The sequence below is a fragment of the Schumannella soli genome (assembly GCF_006517435.1).
Classification (GTDB): domain Bacteria; phylum Actinomycetota; class Actinomycetes; order Actinomycetales; family Microbacteriaceae; genus Schumannella; species Schumannella soli.
The window spans coordinates 1253128-1271095 of record NZ_VHQG01000002.1; the positions used below are offsets into that span (position 1 = coordinate 1253128).

The window sequence follows — 17968 nt, forward strand, 5'->3', positions numbered from 1 at the left end:
GGGGTGTGAGTGTGAGCACCTCCGATCCGACGATCGGCCGGCTGATCGACGGCCGGTACCAGGTACGCTCGCGCATCGCGCGCGGCGGCATGGCGACGGTCTACCTCGCCACCGATCTGCGCCTCGAGCGCCGCGTGGCGATCAAGATCATGCACGGCCACCTGGCCGACGACAACCAGTTCAAGCAGCGCTTCATCCAGGAGGCGCGATCGGCCGCACGGCTCGCGCATCCCAACGTCGTCAACGTCTTCGACCAGGGCCAGGATGACGAATCGGCCTACCTGGTCATGGAGTACCTGCCCGGCATCACGCTGCGGGATCTGCTGCACGACTACGGCGCGCTGACCTCCGAGCAGACGATCGACATCACCGAGGCCGTGCTCGCGGGCCTCTCGGCCGCGCACAAGGCCGGCATCGTGCACCGCGACCTCAAGCCCGAGAACGTGCTGCTGGCCGACGACGGCCGCATCAAGATCGGCGACTTCGGGCTCGCCCGCGCCGCGAGCGCCAACACCGCGACCGGCGCGGCGCTGCTGGGCACGATCGCCTACCTCTCCCCCGAGCTCGTGACCCGCGGCGTCGCCGACACGCGCAGCGACGTCTACGCGGTCGGCATCATGATGTACGAGATGCTCACCGGCGAGCAGCCCTTCAAGGGCGAGCAGCCGATGCAGATCGCGTACCAGCACGCGAACGACTCGGTTCCGACGCCGTCGAGCGCGAACCCGAAGGTGCCCGCCGAGCTCGACGAGCTCGTGCTCTGGGCGACCGCGCGTGATCCCGAAGAGCGTCCGCGCGACGCCCGCGCCCTGCTCGAGCAGGTGCAGGACACCGAGGCCATGCTGCAGACGGCGCTTCCGCCGGCCGGCGCGACCGCGGCGCAGAAGACCATGGTGCTGCCCGGCCCGCTCGGCGTCGCCCGCGACGCGGAGACCCAGGTGCTCGGCGCTGCCGCGGCGACCGCCGTCACCACTCGGCTGCAGCCGCCCGCCCCGGCGCCGACCGCCGAGGTCAGCGACAGCACCGCCGCGCTGACGACGGTCACGAACAAGCGCCGACGGCGCGGCTGGATCATCGCCCTCGTCGTCGTGCTGCTCGCCGCGATCGCGGGCGGCACCGGGTGGTGGTTCGGCTTCGGACCCGGCGCGAACATCCCCGTGCCCGCGGTCGCGAAGACCTCGGTCGCCGACGCCACCGCGACGCTGACCGCCGCCGGACTGAAGGTCGCGGGCGAGCAGCGCCAGGTCTCGTCGCTCGACGTGCCCGCTGGTCAGGTCGCCGGCACCGATCCCGCCGACGGCACGCGCGTGCCGCGCGACAGCAGCGTCACCCTGCTCGTCTCGACCGGCCCGAAGCTGATCGACCTGCCGGGCCTCGTCGGCCTCGACGAGAAGGCCGCCGACGCCGTCGTCGCCTCGCACTGGACGGCGGGCGGCGACACCGTGCGCCAGTTCTCGGCCGACGCCCCGCAGGGCACCGTCATCCAGGCGCTCGGACTCGACGCGAAGGGCGGCACCGTCGACCTCGCCGGAACCGCGCAGTACGGCGAGAAGCAGCCGATCTCGCTCGTCGTCTCGGCGGGCGCCCTGCCGGACATCGCCGGCAAGTCGGTCGACGACGCCACGAAGCTGCTCACCGACGCGGGACTCTCCGTCGGCGACTCGACCAGCGACTACAACGAGGACGTCGACAAGGGCGACGTCGTCGCGATCGTCGCGCCCAAGAACGACGACGGCAGCGACAAGGCCGTGCGCGTCGGCGACACCGTCGGCCTGCTCATCTCCGACGGACCCCCGCCCGTCACGGTGCCCGACGTGGTCGGCCAGAGCTGGGACAAGGCGAAGAAGGCGCTCACCGACGCCGGATTCAAGCTGCAGTACAACCACAGCGGGCCGGCCGACGTGATCCCGGGGGCGTTCACGGTGTCGAAGATCGACCCGGGCGCCGGCACCTCGCAGCCGAAGGGCTCGACGATCAAGGTCACCCTCGACTTCAGCGGCTGATCCGCGCAGCCGGCGCGACGACACCGACCGGCAGAGCGAAGGGGCCCGGATCCGTCACGGATCCGGGCCCCTTCGCGTGCGCGACGACGGCGGTCAGGCCTGCGGCGGCGACGGGAACGCCGCCAGCTCCTCGGCCACCAGGAACGACAGCTCCAGCGACTGCATGTGGTTCAGGCGCGGATCGCACAGCGATTCGTAGCGCGTGGCGAGCGTCGCCTCGTCGATCTGCTCCGAACCGCCGAGGCACTCGGTGACGTCGTCGCCGGTGAGCTCGACGTGGATTCCGCCGGGAACCGTCTTCGCCGCGCGGTGCGCCTCGAAGAAGCCGCGCACCTCGTCGACCACGTCGTCGAAGCGGCGGGTCTTGTAGCCGTTCGGCGTCGTGATGCCGTTGCCGTGCATCGGGTCGGTGATCCACAGCGGCTGCAGCTCGAGCGACTTCGACGCCTCGAGCAGGCCCGGCAGCGCATCCCGGATCTTGCCCGCGCCCATGCGCGTGATGAACGTCAGACGACCGGGCTCGCGGTTCGGGTCGAGCTTGTCGGCCAGCTGCTCCATCACCTCGGGCGTCGTCGACGGGCCGAGCTTGACGCCGATGGGGTTGCGGATGCGCGAGAAGTAGTCGACGTGCGCGCCGTCGAGCTCGCGGGTGCGCTCGCCGATCCAGAGGAAGTGCGCGCTCGTGTTGACGGGCGTGCCGTTGCGCGAGTCGATGCGGGTCATCGGGCGCTCGTAGTCCATGAGCAGACCCTCGTGACCCGTGTAGAACTCGACGCGCTTGAGTTCGTCGAAGTCGGCGCCCGCGGCCTCCATGAAGCGGATGGCGCGGTCGATCTCCTTGGCGAGACCCTCGTAGCGCTGGTTCGCCGGATTCGTGGCGAAGCCGCGGTTCCAGCTGTGCACCTCGCGCAGATCGGCGAAGCCGCCCTGGGTGAAGGCGCGGATGAGGTTCAGCGTCGAGGCGGCCATGTGGTAGCCCTGCACGAGACGTGAGGGGTCGGCCGTGCGCGAGGCGACGTCGAAGGGGTAGCCGTTGACGATGTCGCCGCGGTAGGCCGGCAGCGTCACGTCGCCGCGGGTCTCGTTGTCGCTCGAGCGCGGCTTCGCGAACTGGCCCGCCATGCGGCCCATCTTCACGACCGGCACCGAGGCGCCGTAGGTGAGCACGACGGCCATCTGCAGTAGCGTCTTCACGCGGTTGCGGATCTGGTCGGCGGTGGCGCCGGCGAAGGTCTCGGCGCAGTCGCCGCCCTGCAGCACGAAGGCCTCACCGCGGGCCGCGCGCGCCAGACGGTCGCGCAGCTGATCGATCTCGCCCGCGAACACCAGCGGCGGCAGGCTCGCGATCTCGGCGGAGGCGGCGGCGACGGCCGCGGCATCCGGCCACTCCGGCTGCTGCTTGATCGGCAGCTGACGCCAATAGTCCAGACCCTCGATCACCTGCGGATCAGCGAGCACGACGGGTTCGGACGTTTCGACCAAGGGAGTTTCCTTGCAGAGCGGGTTGAGTCGGGGCGGATGCACCGGCCTTCGAGCCTATCCGCTCGCACTGGCCCGCGCTGACGCCGGAGCGGCGCCGCCCAGCGGTCTCCGGCGCCGCTCCGGCACGCGGTGGATGACGCCTAGCTCAGCCGAGCTCAGCCCGGCTCAGCTCGCGGCCGCGGCCTTCTTCGCTGCGGCCCGCGCCTCGGCCGCCTTGCGCGCGGCGGAGACGCCGGACGCGCTCGCACCCTTCTTCTTCGACGGCCGCTTCGCGCGCTCCTCCTTGACCGAGGAGGCGTACACATCCACGTACTCCTGGCCGCTGATGCGCGACAGCTCGTACATGATCTCGTCGGTGATCGAGCGCAGCACGAAGCGGTCGCCCTCGAGGCCCTCGAAGCGCGAGAAGTCGAGCGGTTCGCCGAAGACGACGCCGATGCGGCGCACCTTCGGGATGATGCGGCCCGAGGGCATGGCCTTCTCGGTGTCGATCATGGCGACCGGGATGACCGGCACGTGCCCCTCGAGGATCATGCGGGCCACACCCGTGCGCCCGCGGTAGAGCTTGCCGTCGGGGCTGCGGGTGCCCTCGGGGTAGATGCCGAGCTGGCCGCCGTTCGCGAGCACCTCGAGTCCCGTGTTGAGCGAGGCCTCGGAGGCCTTGCCGCCCGAGCGGTCGATCGGCAGCTGACCGATGCCGAGGAAGAACTGCTTGATCAGCCAGCCCTTGATGCCGCGGCCCGTGAAGTAGTCGCTCTTCGCGAGGAAGCGGATCTGCCGGTCGACGACGATCGGCAGGAAGATCGAGTCGGCGAACGAGAGGTGGTTGCTCGCGAAGATCACCGCGCCCGTCTTGGGCACGTTGTCGAGTCCGCGCGTCCACGGGCGGAACACCGTGTACATGAAGGGGCCGACGACGAGGTTCTTCAGAAACCAGTAGAACAAGGGCGTCCTCCCGGGTCGATGCGCCGGAGGGAGTCTACCGGGCGGTCGGGACCGTGCCGGGCCGCGTCGCCGCGCGAGCCCGGCGACGGATCAGCGGGCGTCGGCGTGCAGTCGGGCGAGATCGGCCGCGCCGACCACGCCGGCGTCGTTCACGAGCTCGGCCACGAGGAACTGCGGCTCGGGGTGATAGCCGCGGGCCGGCAGGTGGGCCAGGTACGCCTCGCGCACCGGGTCGAGCAGCAGGTCGCCGGCGACCGCCACTCCCCCGCCGAACACGAAGATCTGCGGATCGAGCACCGCGCCGAGCGAGGCGCAGGCCTGGCCGAGCCAGCCGCCGAGCTCGCGCAGCGCCGCGAGAGCACCCGGGTCGTGGGCGGCGATGAGACCGCCGACGAGACCGCCGTCGAGCTTGCCGCCCGACGCTTCGGCCTGAGCCCGCGCATCCGCCAGCGGACGCCCGATCCCGCCGGCGTCGGCGATCTCGTTGGCCATGCGCAGCAGCGCGCGACCCGAGCCGTACTGCTCGATGCAGCCGCGCGCGCCGCACCCGCAGGGCAGTCCGCCGGGCACGACGCGCAGGTGGCCGATCTCGCCGCCGGTGCCGAAGCCGCCGCGCAGCAGCCGGTCGCCGACGACGACCGCCCCGCCCACGCCCGTGCCGATCGTCAGCATCGTCATGTCGCTGTAGATCCGGCCCGCGCCGAAGCGGAACTCCGCCCATCCGGCCGCGTTCGCGTCGTTGTCGACCGTGATGTCGAGGCCCGGCAGCCGCTCCTCGATGCGCTGACGCAGCGGCTCGTTGCGCCAGGCGATGTTCGGGGCGTAGTAGACGGTCGACTGCGCCGCGTCGATGAAGCCCGCGGCGGCGACGCCGGCGCCCGAGACCTCATGACGGGAGGCCAGGTCGGCGATCATCTCGACCACCACATCCACCATCGCGTCCGGGTCCTCGGCCGGACTCGGGCGACGCTGCTCCTCGACGATCTCGCCGAGCTCGGTCACCACCGCCCCGGCGATCTTGGTCCCACCGATGTCGATCCCGATCGCGTGCACGAGCACCGAGTCTAGGACCGGCCGGGCTCCAGGATGCTCCCCAGGCGCGCAGGTAGCATGAGCTCACTTTTCCCGAACGGTGTCGAAGGAGATGTCGTGAACGAGACGATCGTGCCCCCTCTGGTCGAAGCAGACCCCGAGCTCAACACCACGGATCTGCTGCTGCACCGCCTGCGCGAGACGCCGGACAGCGTGCTGTTCGCCGTGCCGACCGCCGAGGGCGGCTGGAGCGACATCACGACGCGCGAGTTCCACGCGCAGGTCGTCGAGCTCGCGAAGGGGCTCATCGGGGCGGGCATTCAGCCCGGCGAGAAGATCGGCTTCATCTGCACGACGAAGTACGAGTGGACGCTCATCGACTTCGCGACCTGGTTCGCCGGCGCCGTGCTCGTGCCGATCTACGAGACCAGCTCGCCCGCGCAGATCCGCTTCGCCCTCGCCGACTCGGGTGCGACCGCGATCATCGTCGAGACGGCGGAGCACTTCACCCGCTTCGACGAGGTGCAGGCCGAGCTGCCCGACATCACGCGCGTGTGGCAGCTCGGGCTCGGCGCTCTCGACAAGCTGCGCGCCGGCGGCACGGGAGTGACCGACGAGCAGCTCGAGGAGCGCCGCTCGGCCGCCCGCGGCGACGACCTCGCGACCCTCATCTACACCTCGGGCTCGACCGGCACCCCCAAGGGCTGCGTGCTCACGCACTCGAATTTCGTCGAGCTCAGCCGCAACTCCGCGCTCGGCCTCGCCGACGTCGCCAAGGTGGGCGCCTCCACCCTGCTGTTCATCACGACGGCGCACGTCTTCGCCCGCTTCATCTCGGTGCTGAGCGTCTACGTCGGCGTGAAGGTCGGCCACCAGGCCGACACGAAGCAGCTGCTGCCGTCGCTCGGCAGCTTCAAGCCGACGTTCCTGCTCGCGGTGCCGCGCGTGTTCGAGAAGGTCTACAACTCGGCCGAGCAGAAGGCCGAGGCCGGCGGCAAGGGCAAGATCTTCCGAGCCGCGGCGGATGTGGCCGTGCAGCACTCGCAGGCTCTCGACGCCGGGCGGGTGCCCCTGGGGCTGAAGCTCAAGTTCGCCCTCTACGACAAGCTCGTCTACGGCAAGCTCAAGGACGCGATGGGCGGCAACGTGCGCTACGCGATCTCGGGCTCGGCCCCGCTCGGCATCCGGCTCGGCCATTTCTTCCGCAGCCTCGACGTGCGCATCCTCGAGGGCTACGGGCTCACCGAGACGACCGCGCCGGCGAGCGTCAACCTGCCGGACAAGTTCAAGATCGGCACCGTCGGACCGGCTCTGCCCGGCGTCGGCATCCGCATCGCGGCCGACGGCGAGATCCAGATCAAGGGCGTCGACGTCTTCAAGGAGTACTGGAACAACCCCGAGGCCACGGCCGCGGCCTTCGACGACGGCTGGTTCAAGACCGGCGACATCGGCACCCTCGACGACGACGGCTACCTGACGATCACCGGCCGCACGAAGGAGATCATCGTCACCGCCGGCGGCAAGAACGTCGCGCCGGCCGCGCTCGAGGACCCGATCCGCGCCAACCCGCTCGTCGGCCAGGTCGTCGTCGTCGGCGACCAGCGCCCCTTCATCTCCGCGCTCGTCACCCTCGATGCCGAGATGCTGCCGGTCTGGCTCAACAACGCGGGCGAGGCGGCCGACATGCCGCTCACCGAGGCGGCGAAGAACCCCAAGGTGATCGCCGAGGTGCAGAAGGCGGTGGATGCGGCCAACACCCGGGTCTCGCGCGCCGAGTCGATCCGCAAGTTCGTGATCCTGCCGACCGAGTTCACCGAGGCGAGCGGGCACCTCACGCCGAAGCTCAGCATCAAGCGCCAGGTCATCCTCAAGGACTTCCAGCAGGAGATCGCCGAGCTGTACTCCACGACGACGGAGACGCGCGGCGTGTCGCTCGCGCACTGAGCGCGAAGCCTCCGTCGCCCCGTCGACGAACGCGAAGGGCGCCTCGGCCGATCAGCCGGGGCGCCCTTCGCGTGAACGGATCGCGTCGCTCAGGCTGCGCGGAACCAGTCGGCCTGGCGCACCTCGCGCATCGCCTCGCGCTTCACCTCGGGGTCGAGCCCCTCGATGTAGAGCTTGCCGTCGAGGTGGTCGGTCTCGTGCTGCAGGGCCTGCGCCATGACGCCATCGCCCTCGATCACGATCTCCTCGCCGGCGAGGTCGATTCCGGTCACCCGAGCGTGCGGGTAGCGGCGGCGCGGGAAATAGAAGCCGGGAACCGAGAGGCAGCCCTCGTCGACGATCTCGGGCTCGCCCCAGACCTCGAGCACGGGGTTCAGCACGTAGCCGATGTCACCGTCCACGTTCCAGCTGAAGGCGCGCAGGCCGACGCCGATCTGCGGGGCGGCGAGGCCGGCTCGGCCGGGGATCTGCACCGTCTCGATGAGGTCGTCGACGAGCTGCTCGTTGCCGGGCGCGCCGACGCGCACCGGGTCGGAGACGGAGCGGAGCACGGGGTCGCCGAAGAGGCGGATCTGTCGTTCGGTCATCTCTCTCGCTGGGTCGGGAGGCCGTCCACGACCAGCGCCGCCAGGTGGCGGGCCGATTCGCGGGTGAAGGGCTTGAGGTCACGGAAGCGCACGACCGAGCCGGCCGCGAGCTCGGGGTCGTAGGGGATGCGCACGATCTCCCGCACACGCGAGCGGAAGTGCGCCTCGATCTCCTCGAGCTTGACCAGGTTCGTGGCCTGCGTGCCCGTGTTGAGCGCGACGATCGCGTTGCGCACGAGGGCGCCGTAGCCGTTGGCTTCGAGCCAGGTCAGGGTCTCGCTGGCGAGGCGCGCCTCATCCACGCTGCCGCCGGAGACGATCACGACGGAATCGGCGCGCTGCAGGGTCGCGCGCATGACCGAGTGCACGATCCCGGTGCCGCAGTCGGTCAGGGCGATCGAGTAGTAGCGGGCCACGAGGTCGGCGACGACGTTGTAGTCATCTTCGTCGAAGGCCTCGGAGAGCATCGGATCGGTGTCGCTGGCGAGCACGTCGAGGCGGGTCTCGTCGCGCGAGACGTGGCTCGAGAGCTGGCCGTAGTCCGTGATCGACGGAGCGTGGTTGACGAGGTCGCGCACGGTCGAGCGGGTGCGCTTCGGAACCCGCTCGGAGAGCGTGCCGCGGTCGGGATTCGCGTCGATCGCGATCACGCGGTCGTCGCGCACGTCGGCCAGGGCCATGCCGAGCAGCGTCGTCACGGTCGTCTTGCCGACGCCGCCCTTGCGGGTCAGCACGGGCACGAAGCGGGTGCCGCCCTCGAAGGCTCGGGCGATCCGCGCCTCGAGCGCTTTGCGCTCGCGCACCTCCGCCGAGTCGCCGACGTTGACGAGGTGGAAGGTGACCTCGAAGAGCAGCCGCTGCCAGAATCCCTCGGGGCGGATGCGCCGCGATCCCCTCGGGTCGAGCAGCCGCTCGGCAGTGAGCATGGATGCCGGCTCCGGAGCGCGCGAGGGCTCACCGCGCAGACGCTCGCGCCGCGTGCCGGAGAAGCTCTCGGGCAGCGGGACGACCTCGGGCTGCTCCGGGGTCTCCGCGACGATGCGGGGCGTGACGATCTCGACCGAGGTCGTGCCGAGCCGCGCCGGCGCGGGAGTCGCGCGCGAGGCGGACACGATCGCGCCGTCGGCGGTCTCGATCACAGCCGGCGCGATGTCGGACGCGGTGCCGTCGGTGACGGAGGCCTGCGCCGGAGACGCTGCATCGACCGCCGACGGGCGCGCCGCGGACGACACCGCCGCGGACGCCGGCGTCGCCGACGGATCGGCGATCAGGTCGACCGGCATGGTCAGACTCGCCGGCAGGTGCAGGGTGAGGTCGCGGTCTTCGATGAGGTCGCCGACGTACTCGATCTCGTCGGGCTCGTCGGTCGGGGCCGCGGGACGGTCGACGGTCGGCCTCACCGCGGCCGTGTCAGCCACGGCGTCGCCCTCGGGCTCGACTCCCTCACCGGGGTCGCGCGGGGAACGATCTGCGCTCATGGAACGCCTCCTCTCCCTGCGCGGACCCCAGTGTAGGGCGCGGGATCAGCCCTCGACGACGACGAGCAGATCGCCGGCGTCGACCTGCTGGGTCGTCGGGATCGCCAGACGACGCACGGTGCCGCCGACGGGCGAGGTGATCGCCGCCTCCATCTTCATGGCCTCGATGGTCGCGACCGCCTGGCCGGGCTCGACCGAGTCGCCCTCGGCGACCTTCAGCGTGACGACGCCCGAGAACGGCGCGGCCACCTGACCCGGCTTCGAGCTGTCGGCCTTCTCGGCGCTGACCGTCTCGACCTTGATGCCGCGGTCGCGCACGTAGACCGGGCGCAGCTGACCGTTCAGGGTCGTCATCACGGTGCGCATGCCCTTGTCGTCGGCCTCGCCGATCGCCTCGAGGCCGATCAGCAGACGCACGCCCTGCTCGATCTCGACGACGTGCTCGACACCCGGCTTGAGGCCGTAGAGGTAGTCGATCGTGTCGATGACCGAGAGGTCGTCGAAGAGCTCGCGCAGCTGATCGAACTGCCGGGTCGGCGCCGGGAACAGCAGGTGGTTGAGACGCGCACGGCGTCCGGCCGAGTCGCCCTTCAGCACCGCCAGGTCGCCGCCCTCGAGCGGCGTGACTCCGATCTTGACCTCGCGGCCCGCCAGCACCTTCGAGCGCAGCGGCTCCGGCCATCCACCGGGCAGGTCGCCGAGCTCACCGGCCATGAAGCCGATGACCGAGTCGGGGATGTCGTACTTCGACGGGTTCTCGGCGAAGTCCTTCGGGTCGGCGTCGGCCGCGACGAGCGCGAGCGCGAGGTCGCCGACGACCTTCGACGAGGGCGTGACCTTCGGCGGGCGGCCGAGCATCTCGCTGGCGGCCGCGTAGTAGTCCTCGATCTTCTCGAAGTGCTCGGCCAGGCCGAGCGCGATCGCCTGCTGGCGCAGGTTCGAGAGCTGACCGCCGGGGATCTCGTGCTTGTACACGCGGCCGGTGGGGCCGGGCAGACCGGACTCGAAGGGCTTGTACGCGCTGCGCACGGCCTCCCAGTACGGCTCGAGGTCGCTGACGGCCTTGAGCGAGATGCCGGTGTCGCGGTCGGTGTGGGCCGTCGCGGCGACGAGGGCCGACAGCGAGGGCTGGCTCGTGGTGCCCGACATCGGCGCGCTGGCGGCGTCGACCGCGTCGGCGCCGGCGTTGCTGGCCGCGAGCAGGGTCGCGAGCTGGCCGCCCGCCGTGTCGTGCGTGTGCACGTGCACCGGCAGGTCGAACTCGCTGCGCAGGGCGCCGACGAGCTTCTCGGCGGCGCCAGCGCGCAGCAGGCCCGCCATGTCCTTGATCGCGAGGATGTGCGCGCCCGCATCCACGATCCGCTCGGCGAGCTTCAGGTAGTAGTCGAGCGTGTACAGCTTCTCGTCGGGGTCGAGCAGGTCGCCCGTGTAGCAGAGGGCGACCTCGGCCACGGTCGAGCCGGTCGCGAGCACCGCGTCGATCGCCGGACGCATCTGGTCGACGTCGTTGAGCGCGTCGAAGATGCGGAAGATGTCGATGCCGCTCGCCGCAGCCTCGGCCACGAAGGCGTCGGTCACCTCCGTCGGGTACGGCGTGTACCCGACCGTGTTGCGGCCGCGGAGAAGCATCTGGATCGCGACGTTCGGCAGTGCGGTGCGCAGCGCATCCAGTCGCTCCCAGGGGTCTTCGCCGAGGAAGCGCAGCGCGACGTCGTAGGTCGCCCCGCCCCAGGCCTCGACCGAGAGCAGCTGCGGCGTCGAGCGGGCGACGTAGGGCAGCACCTGCACGAGGTCCTGCGTGCGCACGCGGGTCGCGAGCAGCGACTGGTGGGCGTCGCGGAACGTCGTGTCGGTGACCGCGAGGGCCTTCTGCTCGCGCAGGGCCTTCGCGAAGCCCTGCGGCCCGAGCTCGAGCAGACGCTGGCGGGATCCCGCCGGCGGCTCGGTCGTCAGGTCGAGGCGCGGCAGCTTCTCGGCCGGGGCGACGAGGTGCGCGCCCTCGCCGTTGGGCTGGTTGACGGTCACGTCGGCGAGCCAGTTGAGCACCTTGGTGCCGCGGTCACGCGAGGGGCGGCCGGCGAGCAGCTCGGGGCGCTCCTCGATGAACAGGGTGCTGAGGTCGCCCTTCGCGAACGCCGGGTCATCGAGCACGCCCTGCACGAAGGGGATGTTCGTGGAGACGCCGCGGATGCGGAACTCGGCGAGGCCGCGCTTCGATCGGGCGACGGCGGCCGAGAAGTCGCGGCCGCGCGCCGTCATCTTGGCGAGCATCGAGTCGAAGTGCGGGCTGATCTGCGCGCCCGTCTGCACGGTTCCGCCGTCGAGGCGGATGCCGGCGCCGCCGGGCGAGCGGTAGTTCGTGATCTTGCCGGTGTCGGGGCGGAAGCCCGCCGCCGGGTCCTCGGTCGTGATGCGGGTCTGGATCGCGGCGCCGTGCAGCTGCACGGTCTCCTGCGACAGGCCGAGGTCGCCGAGCGACTCCCCCGCGGCGATGCGCATCTGCGACTGCACGAGGTCGACGTCGGTGACCTCCTCGGTCACGGTGTGCTCGACCTGGATGCGCGGGTTCATCTCGATGAACACGTGCTGGCCCGCACGGTCGCCGACGGTGTCGAGCAGGAATTCGACCGTTCCGGCGTTGACGTAGCCGATCGACTCGGCGAAGGCGACGGCGTCGCGGTAGAGCGCGTCGCGGATCGACTGGTCGAGGTTCGGCGCGGGCGCGATCTCGACGACCTTCTGGTTGCGGCGCTGGATCGAGCAGTCGCGCTCGAACAGGTGCATCGTGTTGCCGTGGCCGTCGGCCAGGATCTGCACCTCGATGTGGCGCGGGCGCAGCACGGCCTGCTCGAGGAACATGGTCGGGTCGCCGAAGGCGCTGTCGGCCTCCCGCATGGCGGCTTCGAGCGCCTCGCGCAGGTCCTCCCGGCGCTCGACGCGGCGCATGCCGCGTCCGCCGCCGCCGGCGACGGCCTTCGCGAAGACGGGGAAGCCGATGCGGTCGGCCTCGCTCAGCAGCAGCTCGATGTCGGTCGTCGCCGGGCTCGAGTCGAGCACCGGCACGCCGGCCTCGATCGCGTGCTGCTTCGCGGTGACCTTGTTGCCGGCCATCTCGAGCACGCGGCTCGGCGGGCCGATGAAGGTGATGCCCGCATCCGCCGCCGCCTGGGCGAGGTCGGGGTTCTCGGAGAGGAAGCCGTATCCGGGGTAGATCGCGTCGGCTCCGGAGAGCTTCGCGACGCGGATGATCTCGTTCACGTCGAGATAGGCGCGGACCGGGTGGCCCTTCTCGCCGATGAGGTACGACTCATCGGCCTTGAGGCGGTGGGCGGAGTTGCGATCCTCCCACGGGTACACGGCGACGGTCTTCGCACCGAGCTCGTAGGCCGCGCGGAATGCGCGGATCGCGATCTCACCGCGGTTGGCGACCAGGATTTTGCTGAACATTCGATCCTCTCCGATGCCTGGGTCCACCTTATTCAGTGCTCGCGCCCCTCGAGACCACGCACGGACGTTATGGTTTTGTGTTCTTTCAGATCCAGACCGATAAGTTGGTTCTCGTGCACGTACTCAGCGTCAGCTCCCTGAAGGGGGGCGTGGGAAAGACCACGGTGACGCTCGGTCTCGCCTCCGCCGCCTTCGCGAAGGGCGTCTCGACGCTGGTGGTCGATCTCGACCCGCAGTCGGACGTCTCGACGGGCATGGATGTGGCGGTCGCCGGGCATCTGAATGTGGCCGACGTCCTCGCCTCGCCGAAAGAGAAGATCGTCCGCTCCGCCATCTCGCCCTCGGGCTGGACCCGCGGCCGTCAGGGCACGATCGACGTGCTGATCGGGTCGCCCTCGGCGATCAACTTCGACGGCCCGCACCCGTCGATCCGCGACATCTGGAAGCTCGAGGAGGCGCTCGCGCACGTCGAGAGCGAGTACGACCTCGTGCTCATCGACTGCGCGCCGTCTCTCAATGCGCTGACCCGCACGGCCTGGGCCGCCTCTGATCGCGTCGCGGTCGTCACGGAGCCCGGCCTGTTCTCGGTCGCCGCCGCCGACCGCGCGCTGCGCGCGATCGAGGAGATCCGCCGCGGCCTCTCGCCCCGCCTGCAGCCGCTCGGCATCGTCGTGAACCGCGCGCGCGTGCAGTCGCTCGAGCACCAGTTCCGCATCAAGGAGCTGCGCGACATGTTCGGCCCGCTGGTGCTGAACCCGCAGCTGCCGGAGCGCACCTCGCTGCAGCAGGCGCAGGGCGCCGCGAAGCCGCTGCACGTGTGGCCCGGCGAGAGCGCGCAGGAGATGGCGCACCACTTCGACGTGCTGCTGGATCGCGTGATGCGCACGGCGAAGCTGTCGCAGACGCCGGCCTAGACCGAATGGCCCGGCACGAGGCTGGGCCGGAGACGACGACGAGGCGGATGCTCGGCATCCGCCACGTTCTTCGTGCCAGTGCCGTCTTCGCGCCAGTGCCGTCGTCGCGCCCGTACCGCGGGGCGGTCGCCGCGGTCAGGTGATCAGTCGGGCGTCAGGACGCCTGGGCCTTGCGACCGCGACGGGCGGCGAGCTCGTCCTGCGGGTCTTCGGCCGCGGCCGAGTCGAGCTCGACCAGGCTGGTCTCGACCTCGCGCAGCACCTTGCCGACGGCGATGCCGAAGACGCCCTGCCCCTGGCTGACCAGGTCGATGACCTCATCGTCGGAGGTGCAGAGGTAGACGCTCGCGCCGTCGCTCATGAGCGTGGTCTGGGCGAGGTCGCTGACGCCCGCCTCGCGCAGCTGGTTGACCGCGACGCGGATCTGCTGCAGCGAGATGCCGGTGTCGAGCAGGCGCTTGACGAGCTTGAGCACGAGGATGTCGCGGAAGCCGTAGAGGCGCTGCGAGCCGGAGCCGGCGGCGCCGCGCACCGTGGGCTCGACGAGCTGCGTGCGCGCCCAGTAGTCGAGCTGGCGGTAGGAGATGCCGGCGGCGCGGGCAGCGACGGCGCCGCGGTAGCCGGCGGCGTCATCGAGCTCGGGAAGCCCGTCGGTGAAGAGGAGGCCGAGGTCGTAGCGCGGACCCTCGTTCCGACTGGCTTCGCTCATCGCCCGTTCCTAACCCTCAAGTTGAACCTGAACGTTCAGGTTCGTCGTGCTCTCACGGTACCCACCCAGGAACGCTCGGGCAACGACATTCCGCTCGAGCGGGCGGCGTGTCGCGGAAAGTTCTTCGCGACGCCCCGCCGAGCTACTGCAGCCGCGACAGCGCCGAGCGGATGAGGCTCGAGCGCACCACCTCGAGCTGCCCCGCGATCTCGCGCGCCAGCTCCGCCGCCTTCGCCCGGCTCGACGCGTCCTTGCGGCGCGCGACCGGGATCAGCGCGCTCTCGATCAGCCCCAGCTCGCGCTCCGCCGCGGCACGGAAACCGCGCAGGTGGCGGGGCTCGATGCCCGAACGCTGCAGTTCGACGAGCGACTTGAGCACCGTGAGCGCATCCTCGCCGTAGGTGTCGGCGGCGACGATCAGCGAGGCGCTGACGGCATCCTGCAGCAGCAGCGTCGTCGCACCCGCCTCGCGGATCAGCTCCTCGCGGCTGAGTCGACGCTCGGCGGCGAGCATCGACGGCGCCGACACCGGCACACCGCTCGGCAGCACCGGCTCGCGGCCCGCATCCATCTCCTCCAGGTAGCCCCGGATGACCTTGAGCGGCAGGTAGTGATCGCGCTGCATCGACAGCACGAAGCGCAGCCGATCGACGTCGGCCTGCGAGAACTTGCGGTACCCCGACGCGGTGCGCGCCGGCGAGACCAGCTGACGCTCCTCGAGGAAGCGCAGCTTCGACGGGCTGAGATCGGGGAACTCGGGGCTGAGCCGCGCGAGCACCTGGCCGATGCTGAGTTGGGGCGAGCTCCCCGGCTGACGAGCCGGGGTCGCGGAGGACGCGGGCACTAGCGCGACGCCGCCGCGAGGTCGAGGCGCGAAGCGTAGAAGGTGAGGCGGAACTTGCCGACCTGAACCTCGGCGCCGTCGGTGAGCAGAGCCTGCTCGATGCGCACGCTGTCGAAGTAGGTGCCGTTCATCGAGCCGAGGTCGCGCACCTGGAACGCCGTGCCGACCCGGAGGAACTCCGCGTGTCGACGCGACACGGTCACGTCGTCGAGGAAGATGTCCGACTCGGGGTGGCGGCCGACCGTGGTCACGTCGCCGTCGAGCAGGAACCGCGAGCCGACGTTCGGGCCACGACGCACGATGAGCAGGGCCGAACCCGAGGGCAGCGCCTGGATGGCCTCCTGCTCGTCGAGCGAGATGCCCTTCTCGAGGGCGGCCAGCTGGGCCTTGAAGTCCTCGGCGAAGTGGGCGGTGGTGTCCGCTCGGGCTGCCGGAGAGCTCTCGCCCGCGTTCTCGTGGGGCTGAGCTCCCTGCTGTCCGTCGACCATCGCGACCTCCTCTTCTAGCGATCCAGCCTATCCGACGACGCCGGTGACGCCACCCGCGATCCCCGCACCAGAACGAGGGCCTGGCGCAGGTACAGCAGACCCGCCCACCAGTACAGGAACGCACCCCAGATCGCCGCCGCCCAGCCCAGCGCCGCGGTCACGCCGACGGCCTCGGGGAAGGCGGCGCCCAGCATGAGCACCGGGAACGCGAACAGCAGACAGAAGGTGCCCATCTTGCCGAGGTGGTGCACCGGCAGCGGGCCATGGCCGACGTTCGCGAGGGCGATCCCGATGCCGATCAGCAGCACATCCCGCGCGACGACGATCGCGAGGAACCACAGCGGCACGATGCCGGCGATCGCGATTCCGACGAGCGTCGACAGGATGAACAGACGATCGGCGAGCGGATCGAGCAGCTGACCGAGACGCGTGACCTGGCCGAAGCGGCGCGCGATGTAGCCGTCGGCGAAGTCGGTCAGGCTCGACACCGCGATCGTCACGACCGCCCACGCGTACTCGCCCGCGATCACCAGGATCAGGAAGAGCGGGATGAGGAGGAGACGCAGGAAGCTGAGGATGTTCGGGATCGTCACGATCCGCGTGCTCACGCTCGTCACCTGGCCCCCTGTCGCGACGAGTCTAGTCATCCGCTCCGGCCGTCCGGTCCGGCTCCCGCGGCGGCCGCACCTCGGTTCCGCCGAGGAACACCGTCGCGCCGGGGGGCACGTCGACGACGACGACCGCGCCCGGGCCGATGCGGGCGCCCGCCCCGATCTCGATGTCGCCGACGATGACGGCGCCGGCGCCGATCTCGACCCGGTCGCCGATGCGCGGGCAGTCGTCGTCGCGGCGGCGGTTGCCGATGGTCACGCCCTGCCGGATCATCACGCCCTCGCCGATCACCGACGCGGGATTCACCACGATGCCGATGCCGTGGCGCAGACGCAGCCCCGCACCGACCCGGGTGCTCGGCGGGATCTCGACCCCGAGCATCCATTCGGCCACCAGCTTGTAGACGCTCGCGCTCACCAGATAGCCGAGCCGGCCGAGCGGACCGCGGCGGCTGCGCCAGAGCTGCGCGCGCCGCAGCCCGCGCAGCACGACACGGCTCTTGAGGTAGCCGCGATTCGCCGCGCGATCTCGCCGCACGATCTCGCGATGCTCACGCCGGTTCATGGCTGCGCCTCTCCTGCCGGCGCAGCGCGCGCACCGCGTCGAGGCGGCGGGCGAGCAGCGCGCGCACCCGCCCCGCCTCCACCCGGCCGAGACGGTCGGCCGCCGTCGTGACCGCGCGGGCGAAGTCGTCGAGCTCGGTCGCGAAGCCGGCGTCGTCGAGGGCCTCGTCGATCGCGAGCAGGTTGAGCCGTCGCGCGCCGCGACCCAGTCGGTCGCGCGCGAGCCGGTCGAAGGCGCCCGCGGTCGCGGGGTCGGTCCACGAGGCGCGCCGCCAGCCCGAGGACGCTGTGACCTGCGCCGGGTGCACCCGGTAGGCGATCGCGGGCGCGCCGTCGCGCACGAGCCGGTGCCCCCGAGCTGCCGCGCGCAGCCAGAGCTCATAGTCCTCGCTCGGCACGCTCGCGTATCCGCCGAGCTCGTCGAGCACGGCACGGCGGGCGACGAGGGTCGGATGCGCGACGGGATTCGTGAGCAGCAGGTGCAGCGGGAAGGCCGCGGCCGAGACGCCCGTCGGCGCCGTCGGGCGGATCCGCCGGCCGCCCGAGGAGAACTGGACGACCGTGCCGAACAGCAGGTCGGCCCGATGCCGGCGCAGGGCACGGACCTGGCGGGCGAACCGGCCGGGGAGGGTCAGGTCGTCAGCGTCCATCCGCGCGACGAGCTCGCTGTCGCTCGCCGCGAGCAGTCGGTTGAGGCCCGCCGCGACGCCCAGCGGCCGGGCGCTGCGGTCGAGCCGGAGCCGCGCATCCGCGATGCCCTCGACGACGCGGGCCGTGGCGTCGCCGCTGGCATCGTCGAGCACGCGCAGCTCGGCGTCGCGCGGCAGAGCGCGCAGCGTCGAGCGCACGGCCGCGCCGATCGTGGCCGCACCGTCGTGCACGGGCAGCAGCACCGTCAGCCGGGGCATCGCGCCGCTCCC

At 71.1% G+C, this 17968-nt stretch carries 15 protein-coding genes; 3 read left to right on the plus strand and 12 right to left on the minus strand.

Features of this window, described 5'->3' with window-relative positions; all coding sequences use genetic code 11:
• The first annotated feature begins 5 nt into the window (after window positions 1–5).
• Complete coding sequence (pknB, locus tag FJ657_RS11515) at window positions 6–2003, plus strand: Stk1 family PASTA domain-containing Ser/Thr kinase (protein ID WP_141163751.1); 1998 nt, start codon at window positions 6–8, stop codon at window positions 2001–2003.
• Window positions 2004–2096: 93 nt separating this feature from the next.
• Here pknB and FJ657_RS11520 read toward each other — a convergent pair whose 3' ends face one another.
• From FJ657_RS11520 to FJ657_RS11530, 3 genes are all read right to left on the minus strand, one after another.
• Window positions 2097–3485: a class II 3-deoxy-7-phosphoheptulonate synthase gene (locus FJ657_RS11520; protein WP_439653941.1), complete on the minus strand. Its 1389-nt coding sequence runs from the start codon at window positions 3483–3485 to the stop codon at window positions 2097–2099.
• Window positions 3486–3650: 165 nt separating this feature from the next.
• Window positions 3651–4430, minus strand: coding sequence for a lysophospholipid acyltransferase family protein (locus FJ657_RS11525; RefSeq protein ID WP_141163752.1), 780 nt, complete (start codon window positions 4428–4430; stop codon window positions 3651–3653).
• 90 nt (window positions 4431–4520) lie between these two features.
• A complete protein-coding gene (locus tag FJ657_RS11530; protein WP_141163753.1) occupies window positions 4521–5483 on the minus strand; it encodes an ROK family protein in 963 nt (320 codons plus the stop codon).
• 96 nt (window positions 5484–5579) lie between these two features.
• Here FJ657_RS11530 and FJ657_RS11535 point away from each other — a divergent pair, with 96 nt between their 5' ends.
• Complete coding sequence (locus FJ657_RS11535) at window positions 5580–7406, plus strand: AMP-dependent synthetase/ligase (RefSeq protein WP_141163754.1); 1827 nt, start codon at window positions 5580–5582, stop codon at window positions 7404–7406.
• An 89-nt stretch (window positions 7407–7495) separates the two neighbouring features.
• Here the strand turns inward: FJ657_RS11535 and FJ657_RS11540 are convergent, their stop codons facing one another.
• Genes FJ657_RS11540 through FJ657_RS11550 form a run of 3 tightly spaced genes read right to left on the minus strand, consistent with a single transcriptional unit; the run spans window position 7496 to window position 12918 of the window.
• Window positions 7496–7993 (minus strand): peptide deformylase, encoded by a 498-nt coding sequence (locus tag FJ657_RS11540; RefSeq protein ID WP_141163755.1) that lies wholly within the window; start codon window positions 7991–7993, stop codon window positions 7496–7498.
• A complete protein-coding gene (locus FJ657_RS11545; protein WP_255447278.1) occupies window positions 7990–9471 on the minus strand; it encodes a MinD/ParA family ATP-binding protein in 1482 nt (493 codons plus the stop codon). The genes FJ657_RS11540 and FJ657_RS11545 overlap by 4 nt, the downstream gene beginning before the upstream one ends.
• 45 nt (window positions 9472–9516) lie before the next feature.
• Window positions 9517–12918 carry a pyruvate carboxylase gene (locus FJ657_RS11550; protein ID WP_141163756.1) on the minus strand — a complete coding sequence of 1134 codons (3402 nt, stop codon included), beginning with the start codon at window positions 12916–12918 and terminating at the stop codon, window positions 9517–9519.
• Window positions 12919–13031: 113 nt separating this feature from the next.
• On the opposite strand from FJ657_RS11550, the gene FJ657_RS11555 reads away from it, so the two are divergent.
• Window positions 13032–13832 (plus strand): ParA family protein, encoded by an 801-nt coding sequence (locus tag FJ657_RS11555; protein ID WP_141163757.1) that lies wholly within the window; start codon window positions 13032–13034, stop codon window positions 13830–13832.
• Between the two features lie 154 nt (window positions 13833–13986).
• On the opposite strand, the gene FJ657_RS11560 is transcribed toward FJ657_RS11555, so the two are convergent.
• The 6 genes from FJ657_RS11560 to FJ657_RS11585 all read right to left on the minus strand — a co-directional run bounded on the left by FJ657_RS11560 (window position 13987) and on the right by FJ657_RS11585 (window position 17956).
• Window positions 13987–14541 carry a MerR family transcriptional regulator gene (locus FJ657_RS11560; RefSeq protein ID WP_141163758.1) on the minus strand — a complete coding sequence of 185 codons (555 nt, stop codon included), beginning with the start codon at window positions 14539–14541 and terminating at the stop codon, window positions 13987–13989.
• Window positions 14542–14683: 142 nt separating this feature from the next.
• Window positions 14684–15385 carry a transcriptional regulator FtsR gene (gene ftsR, locus FJ657_RS11565; protein ID WP_141163759.1) on the minus strand — a complete coding sequence of 234 codons (702 nt, stop codon included), beginning with the start codon at window positions 15383–15385 and terminating at the stop codon, window positions 14684–14686.
• Complete coding sequence (locus tag FJ657_RS11570; RefSeq protein ID WP_141163760.1) at window positions 15385–15873, minus strand: FHA domain-containing protein; 489 nt, start codon at window positions 15871–15873, stop codon at window positions 15385–15387. The genes ftsR and FJ657_RS11570 overlap by 1 nt, the downstream gene beginning before the upstream one ends.
• Window positions 15874–15887: 14 nt before the next feature.
• Window positions 15888–16481, minus strand: a complete 594-nt coding sequence (locus FJ657_RS11575; RefSeq protein ID WP_369407407.1) for a CDP-alcohol phosphatidyltransferase family protein — start codon at window positions 16479–16481, stop codon at window positions 15888–15890.
• Window positions 16482–16512: 31 nt separating this feature from the next.
• Complete coding sequence (locus tag FJ657_RS11580) at window positions 16513–17049, minus strand: serine acetyltransferase (RefSeq protein WP_141163762.1); 537 nt, start codon at window positions 17047–17049, stop codon at window positions 16513–16515.
• Window positions 17036–17956 carry a glycosyltransferase family 2 protein gene (locus FJ657_RS11585; RefSeq protein WP_141163763.1) on the minus strand — a complete coding sequence of 307 codons (921 nt, stop codon included), beginning with the start codon at window positions 17954–17956 and terminating at the stop codon, window positions 17036–17038. The genes FJ657_RS11580 and FJ657_RS11585 overlap by 14 nt, the downstream gene beginning before the upstream one ends.
• Window positions 17957–17968: the final 12 nt, after the last annotated feature.